The organism is Actinophytocola sp., assembly GCF_049647105.1.
Classification (GTDB): domain Bacteria; phylum Actinomycetota; class Actinomycetes; order Mycobacteriales; family Pseudonocardiaceae; genus Actinophytocola.
In genome coordinates, this window is sequence record NZ_JBARWZ010000255.1 from 1 (window position 1) to 16601 (window position 16601).

General features: G+C 70.4%; 14 protein-coding genes and 1 tRNA gene. 11 read left to right on the forward strand and 4 right to left on the reverse strand.

All coding sequences use genetic code 11. From position 1 onward, the window contains the following. Window positions 1–176 precede the first annotated feature (176 nt). Both WBA97_RS29920 and WBA97_RS29925 read right to left on the reverse strand, forming a co-directional pair. A tRNA-Thr gene (locus WBA97_RS29920) sits at window positions 177–249 on the reverse strand. Between the two features lie 39 nt (window positions 250–288). Next, on the reverse strand, window positions 289–1722 hold the full coding sequence (locus tag WBA97_RS29925) for a threonine/serine ThrE exporter family protein (RefSeq protein ID WP_424234305.1): 1434 nt from the start codon (window positions 1720–1722) through the stop codon (window positions 289–291). Between the two features lie 88 nt (window positions 1723–1810). Between WBA97_RS29925 and WBA97_RS29930 the strand changes: the two genes are divergently transcribed. The 5 genes from WBA97_RS29930 to WBA97_RS29950 all read left to right on the forward strand — a co-directional run bounded on the left by WBA97_RS29930 (window position 1811) and on the right by WBA97_RS29950 (window position 8198). Beyond that, window positions 1811–2224: an OsmC family protein gene (locus tag WBA97_RS29930; protein ID WP_424234306.1), complete on the forward strand. Its 414-nt coding sequence runs from the start codon at window positions 1811–1813 to the stop codon at window positions 2222–2224. 75 nt (window positions 2225–2299) lie between these two features. Continuing rightward, a complete protein-coding gene (locus WBA97_RS29935; RefSeq protein WP_424234307.1) occupies window positions 2300–3784 on the forward strand; it encodes an alpha,alpha-trehalose-phosphate synthase (UDP-forming) in 1485 nt (494 codons plus the stop codon). 141 nt (window positions 3785–3925) lie between these two features. Next, window positions 3926–6454, forward strand: coding sequence for a trehalose-phosphatase (otsB, locus tag WBA97_RS29940; protein WP_424234308.1), 2529 nt, complete (start codon window positions 3926–3928; stop codon window positions 6452–6454). A 63-nt stretch (window positions 6455–6517) separates the two neighbouring features. Beyond that, window positions 6518–7117: an RNA polymerase sigma factor gene (locus tag WBA97_RS29945; RefSeq protein ID WP_424234404.1), complete on the forward strand. Its 600-nt coding sequence runs from the start codon at window positions 6518–6520 to the stop codon at window positions 7115–7117. Further along, on the forward strand, window positions 7110–8198 hold the full coding sequence (locus WBA97_RS29950; RefSeq protein WP_424234309.1) for a CU044_5270 family protein: 1089 nt from the start codon (window positions 7110–7112) through the stop codon (window positions 8196–8198). The genes WBA97_RS29945 and WBA97_RS29950 overlap by 8 nt, the downstream gene beginning before the upstream one ends. A 22-nt stretch (window positions 8199–8220) precedes the next feature. Here WBA97_RS29950 and radA read toward each other — a convergent pair whose 3' ends face one another. After that, a complete protein-coding gene (gene radA / locus WBA97_RS29955) occupies window positions 8221–9606 on the reverse strand; it encodes a DNA repair protein RadA (protein ID WP_424234310.1) in 1386 nt (461 codons plus the stop codon). Window positions 9607–10010: 404 nt separating this feature from the next. Continuing rightward, on the reverse strand, window positions 10011–10709 hold the full coding sequence (locus WBA97_RS29960; protein ID WP_424234311.1) for a hypothetical protein: 699 nt from the start codon (window positions 10707–10709) through the stop codon (window positions 10011–10013). 287 nt (window positions 10710–10996) lie between these two features. Between WBA97_RS29960 and WBA97_RS29965 the strand changes: the two genes are divergently transcribed. From WBA97_RS29965 to WBA97_RS29990, 6 genes are all read left to right on the forward strand, one after another. After that, window positions 10997–11488, forward strand: coding sequence for a CarD family transcriptional regulator (locus WBA97_RS29965; RefSeq protein ID WP_075129788.1), 492 nt, complete (start codon window positions 10997–10999; stop codon window positions 11486–11488). Window positions 11489–11531: 43 nt separating this feature from the next. Beyond that, window positions 11532–12206 carry a 2-C-methyl-D-erythritol 4-phosphate cytidylyltransferase gene (gene ispD / locus WBA97_RS29970; protein ID WP_424234312.1) on the forward strand — a complete coding sequence of 225 codons (675 nt, stop codon included), beginning with the start codon at window positions 11532–11534 and terminating at the stop codon, window positions 12204–12206. After that, complete coding sequence (ispF, locus tag WBA97_RS29975) at window positions 12203–12670, forward strand: 2-C-methyl-D-erythritol 2,4-cyclodiphosphate synthase (RefSeq protein WP_424234313.1); 468 nt, start codon at window positions 12203–12205, stop codon at window positions 12668–12670. Before ispD ends, ispF begins: the two co-directional genes overlap by 4 nt. A gap of 47 nt (window positions 12671–12717) precedes the next feature. Then, window positions 12718–14100, forward strand: a complete 1383-nt coding sequence (gene cysS, locus WBA97_RS29980) for a cysteine--tRNA ligase (RefSeq protein ID WP_424234314.1) — start codon at window positions 12718–12720, stop codon at window positions 14098–14100. 4 nt (window positions 14101–14104) lie between these two features. After that, entirely contained in the window at window positions 14105–15067 is a 963-nt protein-coding gene (gene rlmB / locus WBA97_RS29985) for a 23S rRNA (guanosine(2251)-2'-O)-methyltransferase RlmB (protein ID WP_424234315.1), read from the forward strand. 69 nt (window positions 15068–15136) lie between these two features. Beyond that, window positions 15137–16570, forward strand: coding sequence for an MBOAT family O-acyltransferase (locus tag WBA97_RS29990; RefSeq protein ID WP_424234316.1), 1434 nt, complete (start codon window positions 15137–15139; stop codon window positions 16568–16570). Window positions 16571–16601: the final 31 nt, after the last annotated feature.

The following is a 16601-nucleotide window of genomic DNA, read 5'->3' on the forward strand; positions in this document are numbered from 1 at the left end:
GGTTCACGCACCCCGGGAGGTGTCCCGAACCACCAACTCGCCGGTTCCGAACCGTGGACTCGCGGGTTCCGAACCGTGGACTCGCGGGTTTTGAATCGGGGGGCGGGCCGGGGGGTTGGTTCGACCGGTAGTCGGAGCCGTCGGCGGGTTCTCGACATCCCCGCGAGGGATCGTTGAGCCGGTGGCGGGACTCGAACCCGGAACCTTTCGCTTACAAGGCGAATGCTCTGCCAATTGAGCTACACCGGCGGTCGGCCGCGACGCGGCCACGGCAATCCTAGGACACGGTCATTCGAGACGGCGCTTCGTGGGCCGAAGAGGTCCGGCCATTCTTGGTCCGGACAAGCGGCGCTCCAGCCTGCCGAGCCCGTAGCGCACCGGCTGCGCAAGGTACTCGCCCAGCACGACACCCGCGGCCAGCGCGAGCGCGATCGACGTCGCCACCATCAGCGTCGACATCCCGGTGTAGGTGCGCTCGACGGCCAGCTCGAACAGCGCCCGGTACACGGTGAGACCGGGCAGCAGCGGCACCATCCCGGCCACGGCGATCACGAGCGGCGGGATGCGCAGCCGCCGCGAGAGGACGCCACCGGAGAACCCGATCACGGTCGCGGCGACGGCGGACGACGCGATCGAGCCGATGTCGAAGAACCCGAGCAGGCCGTACCCGGCGGCCCCTGCCGCACCCGCGGCCCCGGCCACCACCACGGCACGCGGCGTCGCGTAGCTCGCCAGTGCGAAGCACGCCGCCGCCGCGCCACCGGCCAGGGCCTGCAGCGGCAGCCTGGGCAGCGACGGGGGCAGTGGGTCGGCGAGCGGCACCGACGGCAGTCCCATCTTCACGGCGATGTTCAGCGCGATCACGACGCCGGCGATCAGTCCCGCGGTCATCAGCGACACCTCGACCGTGCGGCCTGCCGCGGTGACGTTGTAGCCGGTGATGGCGTCCTGCACGGTCGACACCAGGGACAGACCGGACAGCAGCACGGTGATCGCGGAGGCGACCATGAGCGTCGGCCGCACCGAGTCCGGCAGCACGTTCGACGCCACGATCGCCAGCGCGCAGCCGGTGGCCAGCGCGCCGCCGACGATCTGCTGGAAGAAGAACGGCAGCGCCCGCTTGTTCAGCAGCCTGCCGATCCGGTCGATGACGGCCGTGATGGCCGCCGCGAACACCGCGACGACCGCGTCACCGCCGATGAGGACCGTGACCGCGGCCGCCATGCCCGCGTAGGCGGCGGTGGCGAGCCAGCGCGGGTACGGGTGCGGCGCGCTCGTGAGCCGGTCCAGCTCGGCGTGCGCCTCGCGGGCGGTGATGCGGCCGAGGGTGATGTCCCTGACCAGCCGCTCGACCAGCGCGAGCCGCGTGTAGTCGAGGCTGCGGGAGCGGACAACGCGCAGTGACGTGACGGGTGGCAGGTCGACGCCGCGGTGGCAGGCGACCGTGATCGACGTGAAGATCACGTCGACCTCGCAGTGCGGCAGGCCGTACGCGTTGGTGACCGCGATGATCGTGGCCGTCACGTCGGACGCGCCCGCGCCGGAGGACATCTGCACCTCGCCGATCCGCAACGCGAGATCGAGTACGAAGTGGACGGTCGACTCCGAGGGAAGGGCGGGACCCTGGACCCCGCCCCCGGGACTTTCCAGGTGTTCCCACCTGCTGATCTCCGGAGTCCGCGCGGACCTGTTCCGCCACACCGTCGTGCCCACCTCCCACATCCTCTCCACGCTATCCCGGGGCGTATCGAACCGCTGAGGATCACCGTTAGGCGAAAGGCACGTGGCGTGCACCACTACCGTTGCCGCCATGGCGGACACCTTCAGGTCGGTGCGGATCGAGCGCGTCTCGACCGGTGAATACGTGGTGCACAACGCGCGGGGCGGCACGCTGCCCGTCGGTGGCGACGCGTTCAGTCCGGTGGAGCTGCTGCTCGCCGCGATCGGCACGTGCACGGCGATGGACACGGACACGGTGACGAGCAGGCGTGCCGAGCCGGAAGGGTTCACGATCACCGTCAGTGGCGACAAGGCCACCGATCCCGAGCAGGGCAACCGGATGACGAACCTCTCCGTGACGTTCGACGTGCGTTTCCCGGACGGGCCGGAAGGCGACGAGGCGCGAAAGGTGTTGCCGCGCACCGTGGCGCTGTCGCACGACAAGCTGTGCACGGTCAGCCGCACGGTCGAAATCGGCACCGAGGTGCGCACCACGATCGTCTGAACGGCGGAAATACCAGTGTGACCGCGCCCTTCCCATCACCCACACCGGCGCATTGCCGACTAACCTCGGAAGCCGATGGGATTCAAGGGAGGCACGCTCGGCGTGAGCAGTGACAGCACCGAGATCACCAACAGTGGCGGAGCCGATTTCATCGTGGTCGCCAACCGGCTGCCGGTCGACCTCGAGCGGCTGCCGGACGGCACAGAGCGGTGGAAGCACAGTCCTGGCGGGTTGGTGAGCTCGCTCGCCCCCTTCCTCCAGCGCAACAGCGGCGCCTGGGTCGGCTGGCCCGGCGTGCCCGACGTCGACGTCGACAAGTTCTCCGACGACGGCATCTGGCTACACCCCGTGCGCCTGTCCGCCGAAGAGGTGCGCGACTACTACGAGGGTTTCTCGAACGCGACGCTGTGGCCGCTGTACCACGACGTGGTCGCCACCCCGGTGTTCGACCGGGGGTGGTGGGACAGCTACGTCAAGGTGAACCGAAGATTCGCGGACGAGTGCGCGAAGATCGCCGCGGACGGCGCGATCGTGTGGGTGCAGGACTACCAGCTCCAGCTCGTGCCCGCGATGCTTCGCGAACAGCGACCCGACCTGCGCATCGGCTTCTTCCTCCACATCCCGTTCCCGCCGACCGAGCTGTTCATGCAGCTGCCGTGGCGCGCGGAGATCATCCGCGGCCTGCTCGGCGCGGACCTCGTCGGCTTCCACCGCCCCGGCGGCGCACAGAACTACCTGTGGCTCGCCCGGCGCCTCATCGGTCTCGAGCCGAGCCGAGGCGCGGTCGGTGTCCGCACCCGGCCCGGCGTGGTCCAGGTCGGCAACCGGTCGGTCCGGGTCGGCGCGTTCCCGATCTCCATCGACGCGTCCGGCCTCGACGCGACGGCCCGCAGCCGCGACGTCATCCAGCGGGCGCGGCAGATCCGCGCCGACCTCGGCAACCCGCGCAAGATCATCCTCGGCGTCGACCGGCTCGACTACACCAAGGGCATCGACGTCCGCCTGTACGCGCTGCAGGAGCTGCTGAGCGAGGGCCGGATCGACCCGTCCGAGGTCGTGATGGTGCAGCTCGCCACCCCGAGCAGGGAGCGGGTCGAGCACTACCAGCGGATGCGCGGTGAGATCGAGCAGGTGGTCAGCCGCATCAACGGCGAGTTCGCCCGCGTCGGCCACCCCGTCGTGCACTACCTGCACCAGTCGATCGACCGCAAGGAGCTGGCGGCGTTCTTCTCCGCCGCCGACGTCATGCTGGTCACGCCGGTCCGCGACGGCATGAACCTGGTCTGCAAGGAGTACGTGGCGTGCCGCCACGACCTTGGCGGCGCGCTGGTGCTGAGCGAGTTCGCCGGCGCGGCGTCGGAGCTGACCAGCGCGTTCCTGGTCAACCCGCACGACCTGGACGGGGTGAAGAACGCCATGGTGTCGGCACTGGAGCTCGACCCCGCCGAGGGCAGGCGCCGGATGCGGGCGCTGCGCAGGCAGGTACTCACCCACGACGTCGACCGCTGGGCCAGGTCCTTCCTCGACGCGCTCCAGCCCCGCCAGGAACAGATCAACTAGCGAACGGCGATCGAGGACACGAGGGGATCCCTCTGTTCGACGGGCGATACAGTTCGGCTCTGCCGCCGTGTGCCACCCTGACGCGAAAGCGCACGAACTCGCACACAACCCCACGCCAGAGAGTCGAAGACGACCGTGACCATGACCGTTGAAGCTCTGCCTGCCGAGCTGCGCAGGGCGATCGTGCAGATCGCGCGCACGCCCCGACTCCTGGTGGCCTGCGACTACGACGGAACGCTCGCGCCGATCGTGGAGAACCCCGACGAGGCACGTCCCATGACCGAGTCGGTCGGGGCGCTGCGCTCGCTCGCGGCACTGCACGAGACCACGACCGCCGTGATCTCGGGTCGAGCGCTGCGTGACCTCGCGACCCTGTCCCGCCTGCCCGCCGAGGTGCACCTGGTCGGCAGCCACGGGTCGGAGTTCGACATCGGGTTCGTGCACGCGCTCGACGGTCAGGCGAAGGCCCTGCACCGGCGCATCGAGGCCGAGCTGGAGCGGATCACCGACGGCACCGAGGGCGTCCAGTTGGAGAGCAAGCCGGCCAGCATCGCCGTGCACACCCGCCGCGCGGAGGCCGACGTGGCCGAGCGGGTCAACGAGCAGGTCCGCCAGGGGCCCTGCACCTGGGATGGGGTGCAGGTCACCGAGGGCAAGGCGGTCATCGAGCTGGCGGTCGTGCAGACCGACAAGGGCCGCGCGCTCGACGTGCTGCGCCACCAGGTCGGCGCCACGGCCGCGGTGTTCGTCGGCGACGACGTGACCGACGAGAAGGCGTTCGCCCGCCTGTCCGGCCCGGACCTCGGCGTCAAGGTCGGTGACGGCGACACGCTCGCCGGTTTCCGCATCAACGATCCGGTCCAGGTCGGCATGGTGCTGGCGTTCCTGCTGGAGGAGCGCCGCAACTGGCTGTACGGCGAGCAGGCGCCACCGATCGAGCGGCTGACCATGCTCGCGAGCGAGCGCTCGGTCGCGCTGCTCACCCCGGACGCACGCCTGACCTGGCTGTGCCACCCCGAGCCGGACTCGGCCGCGGTGTTCGCCGACCTGCTCGGCGGCCCGAACGCGGGCAACTTCTCGATCAACCCGGAGCGCGGTGGCCTGCCGCTCGGGCAGCGCTACCTGCCGGGCACGATGACCGTCGAGACCCGCTGGTCGGGCCTGCTGGTCACCGACTACCTCGACCACTACGCCGACGCGCACCGCACCGACCTGGTGCGTGTCATCTCCGGCACCGCGTCCGCCGTGATCGAGTTCGCGCCGCGGCCGGAGTTCGCGCAGGTGCAGGTGCGGCTGATCCCGTCGCCGGACGGCCTGCGGGTGCTCGGCACCTCCGACCCGGTGTCGCTGCGCGCGCCGGGCATCACGTGGGAGATCTCCTCCGACGGCATGCACGACACCGCCCGCGCGGTGGTCACGCCCACCGCAGAGGCACCGATCGTGCTGGAGCTGCGCTGCGGCACCAACGAGCTCGGCCCGCACGACGTGCCGGAGCAGGAGCGGGCCGTCCGCGCGTCCGCGTACTGGTCCGAGTGGCTGGACGGGCTGATCCTGCCCGCCGTGGAGAAGGACCTGGTGGCCAGGTCCGCGCTGACGCTGCGCGGCCTGTGCCACAGCGAGACCGGCGCGATCATGGCCGCGGCCACCACGTCGCTGCCGGAGGAGATCGGCGGCATCCGCAACTGGGACTACCGCTACTGCTGGCTCCGCGACGGCGCCATGACGGCCAAGGCACTGGTGTCGGTGGGTTCGACAGTCGAGGCGGAGAAGTTCCTCGGCTGGCTGCACGGCGTGCTCGGCACGCTGCCCGGCCCGGAGCTGCTGCACCCGCTGTACACGATCGCCGGGACCACGCTGCCCGCAGAGGCCGTGATCGACACGCTGCCCGGGTACGCGGGCTCGCGGCCGGTGCGCGTCGGCAACCTCGCGAACCAGCAGGTCCAGCTGGACGTGTTCGGCCCGGTCGTGGATCTCGTGGCGGCGCTGTCCGAGGCGCGCGGCAAGCTCACCGACGACGACTGGCGCATGGTGGGCGCGATGGCCGAGGCCGTCGCGCGCCGCTGGCACGAGCCGGACCACGGCATCTGGGAGGAGCGGCACCGGCCGCGCCACCACGTGTACTCGAAGGTCATGTGCTGGCTGACGATCGACCGGGCCGTGAAGCTCGCGGAGGCGTACGGCCGCGAGGTCGACCCCACGTGGCCGGGTCTGCGCGACGAGATCGCGAACGACGTGCTGACCAAGGGCTGGAACGACGAGGTCCGCTCCTTCACCACCGCCTACGACGGCACCGACCTGGACGCCGCGACGCTGCTGGTCGGCATGGTCGGCCTGCTCGACCCGAGCGACGAGCGGTTCCACGCGACGGTCACGGCCACCGAGGCGGAGCTGCGCAGCGGCTCGACCGTGTACCGCTACCACCGCGACGACGGCCTGCCCGGCGACGAGGGCGGCTTCCACATCTGCGCGGCGTGGATGATCGAGGCGTACCTGCTGACCGGCCGCCGCCCCGAGGCGGAGGACCTGTTCGCGCAGATCGTCGACGCCGCGGGCCCGACCGGGCTGCTGCCGGAGGAGTACGACCCGATCGCGGAGCGCTCGCTGGGCAACCACCCGCAGGCATACTCGCACCTCGGCCTGATCAGGTGCGCACAGCTGCTGGCCGCGTGAGCGAAGCGAACCAGCCGCGCTGAACGTCACGCGGGTCATCGGGCAACACGTGATGTGAGGATGATGACCCGGCAGGCCGACGAGCCACTGCCCTCGGACAAGGACCGCCCGTACCTGGGCGGTCCCGAGCCCGCCTTCGAGTTCGGCAGGCTTTTCGACGCCTACGCGCGGCCGCTGCACCGCTACCTCGCGCGCCGCGTCGGCCAGGACACCGCGCACGACCTCGTCAGCGAGACGTTCCTCGTCGCGCTGAACCAGCGGCACAGCTACGACCCGAGACGGGGCGCCGTGCGGCCGTGGCTGTACGGCATCGCCACGAACCTGCTGCGCAGACAGGTCCGCCAGGAGGTGCGGGCACTGCAGGCCACCGCAAGGTCGGCCGGGCACGCGCCCGGCCAGGAGGCGAGCCACGAGTCGCGGGTCGCGGACCGCCTCGACGCGGCCGCCATGGCCGGGCGGCTCGCGGGTGCGCTGGCACAGCTGTCCGAAGGCGACCGCGACGTGCTGCTCCTCACCTCATGGGCGGGCCTCGACTCGACCGAGGTCGCCGACGCGCTGGGCATCCCGGTGGGCACCGTGCGGTCGAGGCTGCACCGGGTCCGCAAGTGGCTGCGTGCCAACGCGCCAAAACCGACGACGAGGGAGGAGGACGGCAATGCCTGAGGACGACAACGTCCGCGACATGTGGTCGGAGGACGAACTGGACGGGGCACTGGCCGCCCTCCAGCCCGCACAGGACGCCGACGACCGGGCCTTCCGGCGCACGAAGGCGGATCTGCTGGTCGCGGCGGGTGCCCACGAACCGGTCCCGGCCCCGAGGCCCGCCGAACCACCACAGAGGCGCCGCCGCTGGGCATGGTGGGCCGCCTCGGTGGGCACGGTCGCGGCGATGGTCGCGAGCGTGCTGGTCGTGCAGACCGTGCAGTTCGACGACACCATCCCCGGCGCGGCGGCCGAGCAGCTGAACTCGGCGGCGGCGAAGATCGGTGCGGTCGACGAGCCGCTGGCCCCCGGCCAGTACCGCTACATCGCCACACACGCGTGGTGGATGGCGAGCATGGACGAGTACGCGTACCTGGCGGAGAACCTGCTCGAGACGTGGGTCCCGGCCGAGCAAGCGCAGGAATGGCTGTGGCGCCGGGACGTCACGGGCGCCCGCAAGTGGGTGTCGGGCACCGAGCAGGAGGCTCGGGAGGCGGGCTTCCCCGTCGACGAGTCGGGCTGGCCGGAAGGCGAATGGCGAGCCCCGTGCGGCGACTGGTTCGCGGAGGAGGAAGGCCGCGAACCCTGCGCGGCGAAAGGCGGCTGGCAGAACCCGACCGAGGAGTTCCTGGCGTCGCTGCCCCGCGACACCGACGCCCTCCACGACCGCCTGCGCACGGACACCGACGGCCGAGGCCATGACCCGGACCTCGAGATGGTCGTGTACGTGGCGGACGTGCTCCGCACCGGCCTGGTCCCGGCCGACCTGCGGGCGGCGCTCTACCGGGCGCTGGCGATGGTCCCGAGCCTGGAGATCACCGAACAGGTGGCGAACCTGGACGGCGTACAGGGCACGGCCTACGGCATCAGCGCGAAGGGCCAGCGCCACGACGTGATCGTCGACCCGATGACCGGCCAGTTCATCGGCGAACGCCAGGTGACGGAACAGAGCTTCGACGACATCCCGGCGGGCACGGTCACCGAGTACACCTCGGTCACCACCGCGGTGGTCCTGGAAATCGGAGTCCGCCCACCGGGCTGAGCGCGGGTGACCCCCGCGACGATCAGGACTTTCCGGCCGACACCGCCTCCATGATGTCCAGCGCCGTCCCGAGGTCCGGGCAGACGCGGGCCCGAACCCCTTCCGGCACCTCACAGTCCGGCGGAATCATCGCCTTGACGAACCCGAGCCGAGCGGCCTCGGCCAGCCGCGACTTGACCCCGTGCACCCGCCGCACCTCCCCGGCGAGCCCGACCTCGCCGAGCACCACGAGATCCGGCGGCAGCGGGCGCCCACTGACCGCGGAGGCGACCGCCAGCATCAGCGCGAGATCGGCGACCGGCTCCTTGATCCGCATCCCACCGACGGTCGCCACGAACACGTCCTGATCCGACAGCCGGATCCCACCGCGCCGCTCCAGCACGGCCAGCGCCATCGCCACCCGCGCCGAGTCGAGCCCGGACACCGCCCGCCGGGGTGTCGGCAGCGCGGACCGGGACACGAGTGCCTGCACCTCACCCACCAGCGGCCGCTTCCCTTCGACCGCGACCGTGACCGCGGTGCCCGGCACCCCTATCTCACGTTTGTTCAGGAACAGCCCGGACGGGTCGGCGACGCCGCGGATCCCGTCGTCGACGAGTTCGAAGCAGCCCACCTCGTCGGCAGGCCCGAACCGGTTCTTCACGCCACGCACCAGCCGCAGCGTCGAGTGCCGGTCGCCTTCGAAGTGCAGGACCACGTCCACGAGGTGCTCCAGCACGCGAGGCCCGGCGATCGAGCCGTCCTTGGTGACGTGACCGACGAGCACCACCGGCAGCCCGCGTTCCTTCGCCAACGCCACGAGCGCCGCCGTCACCGTGCGGACCTGCGTCACCCCGCCCGCCGACCCCTCGACGGCGGTCGTGGACAGCGTCTGCACGGAGTCGACCACCAGCAACCCCGGCTCCACCTGGTCCACGTGCGCGAGGATCGCCGAGACGTCGCTCTCGGCGGCCAGGTACATGGCCTCGTGCACGTTGCCGGTGCGCTCGGCACGCAGCCGCACCTGCCCCGCGGACTCCTCGCCCGTCACGTACAGCGCGGGTGACGACGCCCCGTCCCGCGCGGCCCACCGGAACGCGACCTCCAGCAAGAGCGTGGACTTGCCGACCCCCGGCTCACCGGCCAGCAGCACCACCGCGCCCGGCACCAGCCCGCCGCCGAGCACGCGGTCCAGCTCCGAGACCCCGGTCTTGCGCGCCCTGGCCGCCTCGACGTCCACCTCGCCGATGGGGCGGGCAGGCGCACTCGGCGTACCTGCCACGATCTTGGCCAGCGCGGCCTTGGGCACCCCGACCTCTTCCAAGGTGCCCCACGCCTGGCACTCGGGACAACGGCCATACCACTTGGCCGACTCGTTGCCGCACTCCGCGCAACGCCAGCCGGGTTTCGATCGTACGTTCTTCGCCACGGCACCAACCTAGAGGCAACCACCGACAGTCCCGCCGCTAGTCCGCCACCCCGACATCAAAAGTGTCGGTCCCGACCCAGCGACGCCTGCGGATCGCAGGCGGTTGGTGGCTGGGCGCCGTCGCTAGTCCGCCACCCCGACATCAAAAGTGTCGGTTCCGACCCAGCGACGCCTGCGGATCGCAGGCGGTTAGTGGCTGAGTGCCGTCCCTAGTCCGCCACCCCGACATCAAAAGTGTCGGTTCCGACCCAGCGACGCCTGCGGATCGCAGGCGGTTGGTGGCTGAGTGCCATCACGTTCCCCTGAGGTCACTGTTGGTCAGGTCCAGACCCTCGCGCAAAGATCCATTGGAAGGATCCATTGGTTCGGGGTTTGGGTTCGGGGGTCGGGTGGTGGAGCGGCCTCTAGTGTTCTTCTTCTACTGCTTCTGGTTGCGGGCGTGGGGTGGCCGGGGCGCCGATCGGGAGCTCGATGGTGATCTTGCCCGCGTTGGCGAACTCGAAGGTCACCGGCACCTTCTTGCCGAACGGCAGGTCCGCGGACAGCCCGGTGATCACCAGGCTCATGGTGCCGACCACCGGCGGCGCGACGGCCTCGGTCTCGGCGGGCACCTCGGACGTCACCGACGGCGCCTCGGCACCGGACGTCTCCGTGCCGGGCTCCTCGGCGCCCGAGGTCTCGGAAGCCCCGGTCGTGGTGGTCGTCGTCTCCGAGGAGGTCGCCGACTCGTTCTCGTCCGGCAGGACGATCCGCAGCGCGGTACCCGCCGGGATGGCCGGGTTGCCGATCGGCCTGACCTGGCCCGCCGGGCTCGTCACGTTCACCAGCTCGTCGTCCTCCATGCCGGAGTTGACGATCGAGAGCAGGAGCGGCGCGTCCTCGCCCTCCACGTAGGCCTCGCCGCTCTCCGGGAAGGCGACCTGGACGTTGCGCAGCGCGATCGTGCCGACCTGGCCGCTGTTGCCGTTCACCGCCGGCTCCATGTCGCCGGTCTGGGTGACCTGACCCGCGCTGCAGCCGATGATCCCGAGCAGCGCACTGACACCGATCGCCACCGCGGGCACGAGCTTGCGCAGCGGTCGGGTGGTCTGACGGCTCACCATCGCGCGGGTCCTTCCTCGGGCTTGCCTACCTCACGCGGAAGGGTAGCGGGACTGCTCACCACCGCGTCCGAGTGGTCGGGCCCGCGTGTTCGCACCATCCAATTCGGACCCAGGGAATTCCTGGTGATCGTTATTCGGCATCCGCCCGCCAGCACGTGCCAGTGAGATTTGTCAACCCCCCGCCCCACCCGCACGTGCCCGCTGACCTGCGGTAACCGATTCCGGGTCCGTTACGGGTCCAGCGCGGCTCGTGTTAAGATGGAGTCAGCGAAAGGGGCAGAGGACACATGGTTTTCAAGGTCGGAGAGACCGTCGTCTACCCGCACCACGGTGCCGCACTCATCGAAGCAATCGAGACCCGTGTGATCAAGGGCGAGGAAAAGAAGTACCTCGTGCTCAAGGTCGCGCAGGGTGACCTCACCGTACGCGTCCCCGCGGACAATGCCGAGATCGTGGGCGTTCGGGACGTCGTCGGCCAGGAGGGTCTCAACCGCGTCTTCGATGTTCTGCGTGCTCCTCACACCGAGGAGCCGACCAACTGGTCCCGGCGGTACAAGGCCAACCTCGAGAAGCTCGCCTCCGGCGATGTGAACAAGGTTGCCGAAGTGGTGCGCGACCTCTGGCGGCGCGAGAAGGATCGCGGGTTGTCCGCCGGTGAGAAGCGCATGCTCGCCAAGGCAAGGCAGATTCTGGTCAGCGAGCTGGCGCTGGCCGAGGGCACCGACGAGGGCAAGGCCGAGGTCATCCTCGACGAGGTCCTCGCCACGGCGTCGGTCTGATCGCCGCCTGAGCAGCAGCACACAACGAGATATCGAGTCCACTGTGACGGTCGCACTCGTCCCCGCTGCGGGGCGGGGTGAACGCCTCGGTTCAGCCGGACCCAAGGCCATGGTGTTCCTACATGGCTTGCCTTTGGTCGCACATGCCGTGCGTGGCCTGCTCGCTGCGGGCTGCGTGCGGCATGTCGTCGTCGCGGCTCCATCCAGCCATCAGGCGGAGATGATCGCCGCACTATCGGCGTTCGATCGGGTCTCCGTCGTCCCTGGCGGTGCGGACCGTACCGCCTCCGTGCGGCTGGCGTTGCACGCGGCCCTCGAACACGTGCCGGACGCGCGGATCGTGCTCGTGCACGACGCCGCCAGAGCCTTCACCCCGCCCGCCCTCGTGCGATCCGTGACCGAGGCGGTGGCCGCCGGCGCGCCCGCGGTGATCCCGGTGCTGCCGGTCACGGACACCGTCAAGCGCGTCGACGGCGCCGGTGTCGTCCTCGACACCCCCGACCGGACCCACCTGCGCGCGGTGCAGACCCCGCAGGGCTTCGACGTGGACGTGCTGCGCCGCGCCTACGAGGCCGCCTCCGGCACCGTCGCGACCGACGACGCCGGGCTCGTCGAGCGGATCGGCGTGCCGGTGCACACCGTGCCCGGCGACGTGGCCGCCATGAAGATCACCACCCCGTTCGACCTCGCGGTGGCCGAGGCGGTGTTCGCACCGTGAGGGTCGGCATCGGCACCGACGTGCACCCGGTCGAGTCCGGCAGGGAGTGCTGGATCGCGGGCCTGTTGTGGGAGGGCGTCGACGGCTGCGCCGGGCACTCCGACGGGGACGTGGCCGCACACGCCCTGTGCGACGCGCTGCTGTCCGCCGCCGGGCTCGGTGACCTCGGTGCCGTGTTCGGCACCGGCGACCCGCGCTGGTCCGGCGCGCACGGCGTCGAGTTGCTCGCCGAGGTTCGCGCCCGCGTCGAGGCAGCGGGCTACCGGCTCGGGAACGCGGTGGTGCAGGTCATCGGCAACGCACCCAAGATCAGCAAGCGCCGCGAGGAGGCGCAGGATGCGCTGTCGAAGGCAGCGGGTGGCGAGGTCGCGGTCTCCGGCACCACGACCGACGGACTGGGCCTGACGGGCCGAGGTGAGGGCATTGCGGCAGTGGCCACCGCGTGCCTCATGGTGCGCGACTAACCTGTACCTCTGGTCGGGCAACTTCTGACGAAAGCCGAGCTATTGCCGTGAGCCTCCACCTGTTCGACACCGCGAGCCGGAGTGTTCGGGAGTTCCACCCCGTACGCAGCGGAACGGCGTCGATCTACGTGTGTGGGCCGACACCGCAGGGACCGCCCCACATCGGCCACATGCGTGGCGCCCTGAACTACGACGTGCTGCGCCGGTGGCTCGCCCACCATGGCCTCGACGTCACGCTCGTGCGCAACGTCACCGACATCGACGACAAGATCCTGCGCAAGGCCAACGAGCAGGAGCGGCCGTGGTGGGAGTGGTCGGCGACCTACGAGCGCCAGTTCGAGGCCGCGTACGAGTTGCTCGGCTGCCTGCCAGCGTCGATCGCGCCGCGCGCGACCGGGCACGTCACGCAGATGGTCGAGCTGATGCGGCGGCTCGTCGACGCCGGTCACGCCTACGCGGCGGCCGGCGACGTGTACTTCGACGTGCTCTCCTACCCCGAGTACGGCGCGCTGTCGCGGCAGCACCCCAAGGAGATGCAGCAGGGCGAGACCGCGGCCGAGGGCAAGCGGAACGGGAACGACTTCACGCTGTGGAAGGGCGCGCGGCCGGGTGAGCCGTCGTGGCCGACCCCGTGGGGCCCCGGCCGTCCCGGCTGGCACCTCGAGTGCTCGGCCATGGCGCTGACCTACCTCGGTGCGGAGTTCGACGTGCACGGTGGCGGGCACGACCTCGTGTTCCCGCACCACGAGAACGAGCTGGCACAGTCCCGTGCGGCAGGGGACCGCTTCGCGCGTTTCTGGATGCACAACGGGATCGTCGGCATGGCGGGCGAGAAGATGTCGAAGTCGCTCGGCAACGTCGTGTCGATTCCCGCGCTTGCCGAGAGGTACCGCCCGCAGGAGTTGCGGTACTACCTCGTGGCGCCGCACTACCGGTCGAACGTCGAGTTCTCCGAGGCGGCGCTCGAGGAGTCGGTGCGTGCCTACCAGCGGATCGAGTCGTTCGTGCAGCGCGTCGGCGGCCGGGTCGGCGCGGTGTCGCCCGGTGAGCCGGGCGACGAGTTCGCCGCCGCCATGAACGACGACCTCGGCACGCCATCGGCGCTCGCGGTCGTGCACAACACCGTGCGGCAGGGCTTCACCGCGCTGGACGACGGCGACGAGCAGGGCGCGCTGGTCGCGGCCGCGACCGTGCGCGGGCAGATGGCCGTGCTCGGCCTCGACCCGCTCGCCTGGTCGGCGTCTACAGTGGACACCGGCGCGTTGAAGGCGCTGGACTCGCTCGTACGCGACCTGCTCGAGCAGCGGCAGCAGGCCCGCGCCGCCAAGGACTTCGCGACCGCCGACTCGGTGCGCGACCGCCTGCTGGCCGCGGGCATCACCGTCGAGGACACCCCCGACGGTCCACAGTGGACTTTGAAGGACGGCTGAACCGGTGGCGGGGAACTCGAGGCGCAAGGGCGCCATGCGCAAAACTGGGACGAAGAAGGGGGCGGTCGCCGGCTCCGGGGGCAAAGGGGCCAGGAGCCTGGAGGGCAAGGGCCCGACGCCGCACGCGTCGATGCGGCCCGGCCACCCCGCACAGCGGAGGGCCGCCGCGCAGCAGAAGGCACAGCAACGCCGCGCGGCCTCGAAGGACAAGCCGACGGCCGAGCTGGTCGCGGGCCGCAACCCGGTCGTCGAGTGCCTGCGGGCGATGGTGCCGACGACGGCGCTGTACGTGCAGATCGGCGTGGACGCGGACGAGCGGGTGACCGAGGCGGTGCGGATGACCGCGGACCGGGGCATCTCGGTGCTGGAGGTCAGCAAGCCGGAACTGGACCGGCTCACCGGTGGCGCGCTGCACCAGGGCCTTGCCCTGCAGATGCCGCCGTTCGAGTACGCCCACCCGGACGAGCTGCTCGAGCTGGCCAAGGACTCGGTGGATCCCGCGCTGCTGGTGGCGCTCGACGGCGTGACCGACCCCCGCAACCTGGGTGCGGTGATCCGCTCGGCGGCCGCGTTCGGCGCCGACGGGGTGCTGCTCCCCCAGCGCCGCAGCGCCGGCATCACCGCGGTGGCGTGGCGGACGTCGGCGGGCACGGCGGCGAAGATCCCGGTCGCGGTGGCGACGAACCTGACGCGGACGCTGCGCCAGTACGCGGCGGAGGGCCTGATGGTGGTGGGCCTGGACGCCGACGGATCGATCACGGTCGACGAGCTGTCGCTGGCGACGTCCCCGCTGGTCGTGGTGGTCGGCTCGGAGGGCAGGGGGCTGTCGCGGCTGGTCCGCGAGGCGTGCGACGAGACGGTGTCCATCCCGATGTCCGCGGAAGTGGAGTCGCTGAACGCGTCGGTGGCGGCCGGGGTGGTGCTGGCGGAGGTGTCCCGGCGGCGACGGGTGGCGGGCCGCACGTAGTCGCCGGAGGGCTGGGGGCCGCTCCCCAGGAGTTGCATCAGCGCGGCGATTCGTTCGGGAGGTCGAGGCGTGTCGTTCGCCAGCCCGTTGTTCCTGTGGATCTTCCTGCCACTGGTACTCGGCGCGATCCTGCTCGCGCCGAGGCACTGGCGCAATGGCATCGTCGCCGTCTCTTCGCTGATCTTCTACGCCGTCGGCGCGGGTTCGACCACGTTGTTGCTGCTGCTCACGATGGTCGTGAACTTCGTGGCGGGCCAGAACCTGGAGCCGGACGAGTGGGCACTGGCGGCGCGGCGCAAGCGGGTCGTGCTGATCTCGGTGATCTGCTTCAACGTGACGTCGCTGGTGGTGTGGAAGTACTTCGGCTTCCTCACCGAGCAGCTGAACGGGTTCGCCCAGCTCTTCGGCGGCGACTTCCCGATCACGCACCTGGTGCTGCCGATCGGCATTTCCTTTTATACGTTCCACAACATTTCCTATGTGGTGGACATCTACCGGGGTGAGCGCCCAGGGCTGCGCAACCCGGTCGCGTACGTGACCTACATTTCGATGTTCCCGCAGCTGGTGGCCGGCCCGATCGTCCGGTACCGCGAGATCGCCGACCAGCTCCCGCAGGAGCGCACGCACCGCCTGGACGACATCGCGTCGGGCTTCCCCAGGTTTGCCCTTGGCCTGTGCAAGAAGGTCATCATCGCGGACTCGTTGAGCCCACTGGTGGACGCGTGCTTCTCCACTCCGGGCGACGAGATGACGTTCGCGATCGCGTGGCTGGGCGCCATCACGTACACGCTGCAGCTGTACTTCGACTTCTCCGGCTACTCGGACATGGCGATCGGCCTCGGCCGCATGCTCGGCTTCCGCCTACCGGAGAACTTCGCGAGGCCGTACTCGTCGGTGACGGTGACCGAGTTCTGGCGCCGCTGGCACATGTCGCTGTCACGCTGGTTCCGCGACTACGTCTACATCCCACTCGGCGGCAACCGCCACGGCGCGGCCAGGACGTACCGCAACCTGTCCATCGTGTTCGTACTGACCGGCTTCTGGCACGGCGCGAACTGGACCTACCTCGTGTGGGGCCTCTACCACGGCGCCCTACTGATCATCGAACGCGGCTTCCACACGGACACCACGCCCGCGCTCCGGGGCCGCCGCATCGCCCGCCGGGCACTGACCCTCGCGCTCGTGGTGGTGGGCTGGGTCTTCTTCCGTTCCACCGACCTCCCCCAGGCCCTCACGATGATCGGCAACATGCTGCTGCCGGACTTCACCGGCCTGACCGACGTCGTGAGCCAGGCGTTCACCAACCAGCGCCTGGTGATCCTGCTGTTCGCCCTGGTGATCATCTTCCTGCCGACCCACCCGGTGACCGGTCCGCTGCTGGAGTCCTCCCGCAGCAGACCGGCCACCATCATGCGCATGACCGTGATGACGGTGGGCCTCCTGTACGCCGCCATCCTGGTGGCAACAGGCACCTTCAGCCCGTTCCTGTACTACCAGTTCTGACGGCGGGTCCGGGTGGCCTCGAAGCGAATCG

What these genes read in the sequence shown, in the direction of transcription:
- WBA97_RS29925 (WP_424234305.1), bottom strand. Translation starts at nt 1,722, where the DNA reads ATGTGGGAGGTGGGCACGACGGTGTGGCGGAACAGGTCCGCGCGGACT.
- WBA97_RS29930 (WP_424234306.1), top strand. Translation starts at nt 1,811, where the DNA reads ATGGCGGACACCTTCAGGTCGGTGCGGATCGAGCGCGTCTCGACCGGT.
- WBA97_RS29935 (WP_424234307.1), top strand. Translation starts at nt 2,300, where the DNA reads ATGGGATTCAAGGGAGGCACGCTCGGCGTGAGCAGTGACAGCACCGAG.
- otsB (WP_424234308.1), top strand. Translation starts at nt 3,926, where the DNA reads ATGACCGTTGAAGCTCTGCCTGCCGAGCTGCGCAGGGCGATCGTGCAG.
- WBA97_RS29945 (WP_424234404.1), top strand. Translation starts at nt 6,518, where the DNA reads ATGACCCGGCAGGCCGACGAGCCACTGCCCTCGGACAAGGACCGCCCG.
- WBA97_RS29950 (WP_424234309.1), top strand. Translation starts at nt 7,110, where the DNA reads ATGCCTGAGGACGACAACGTCCGCGACATGTGGTCGGAGGACGAACTG.
- WBA97_RS29960 (WP_424234311.1), bottom strand. Translation starts at nt 10,709, where the DNA reads ATGGTGAGCCGTCAGACCACCCGACCGCTGCGCAAGCTCGTGCCCGCG.
- WBA97_RS29965 (WP_075129788.1), top strand. Translation starts at nt 10,997, where the DNA reads ATGGTTTTCAAGGTCGGAGAGACCGTCGTCTACCCGCACCACGGTGCC.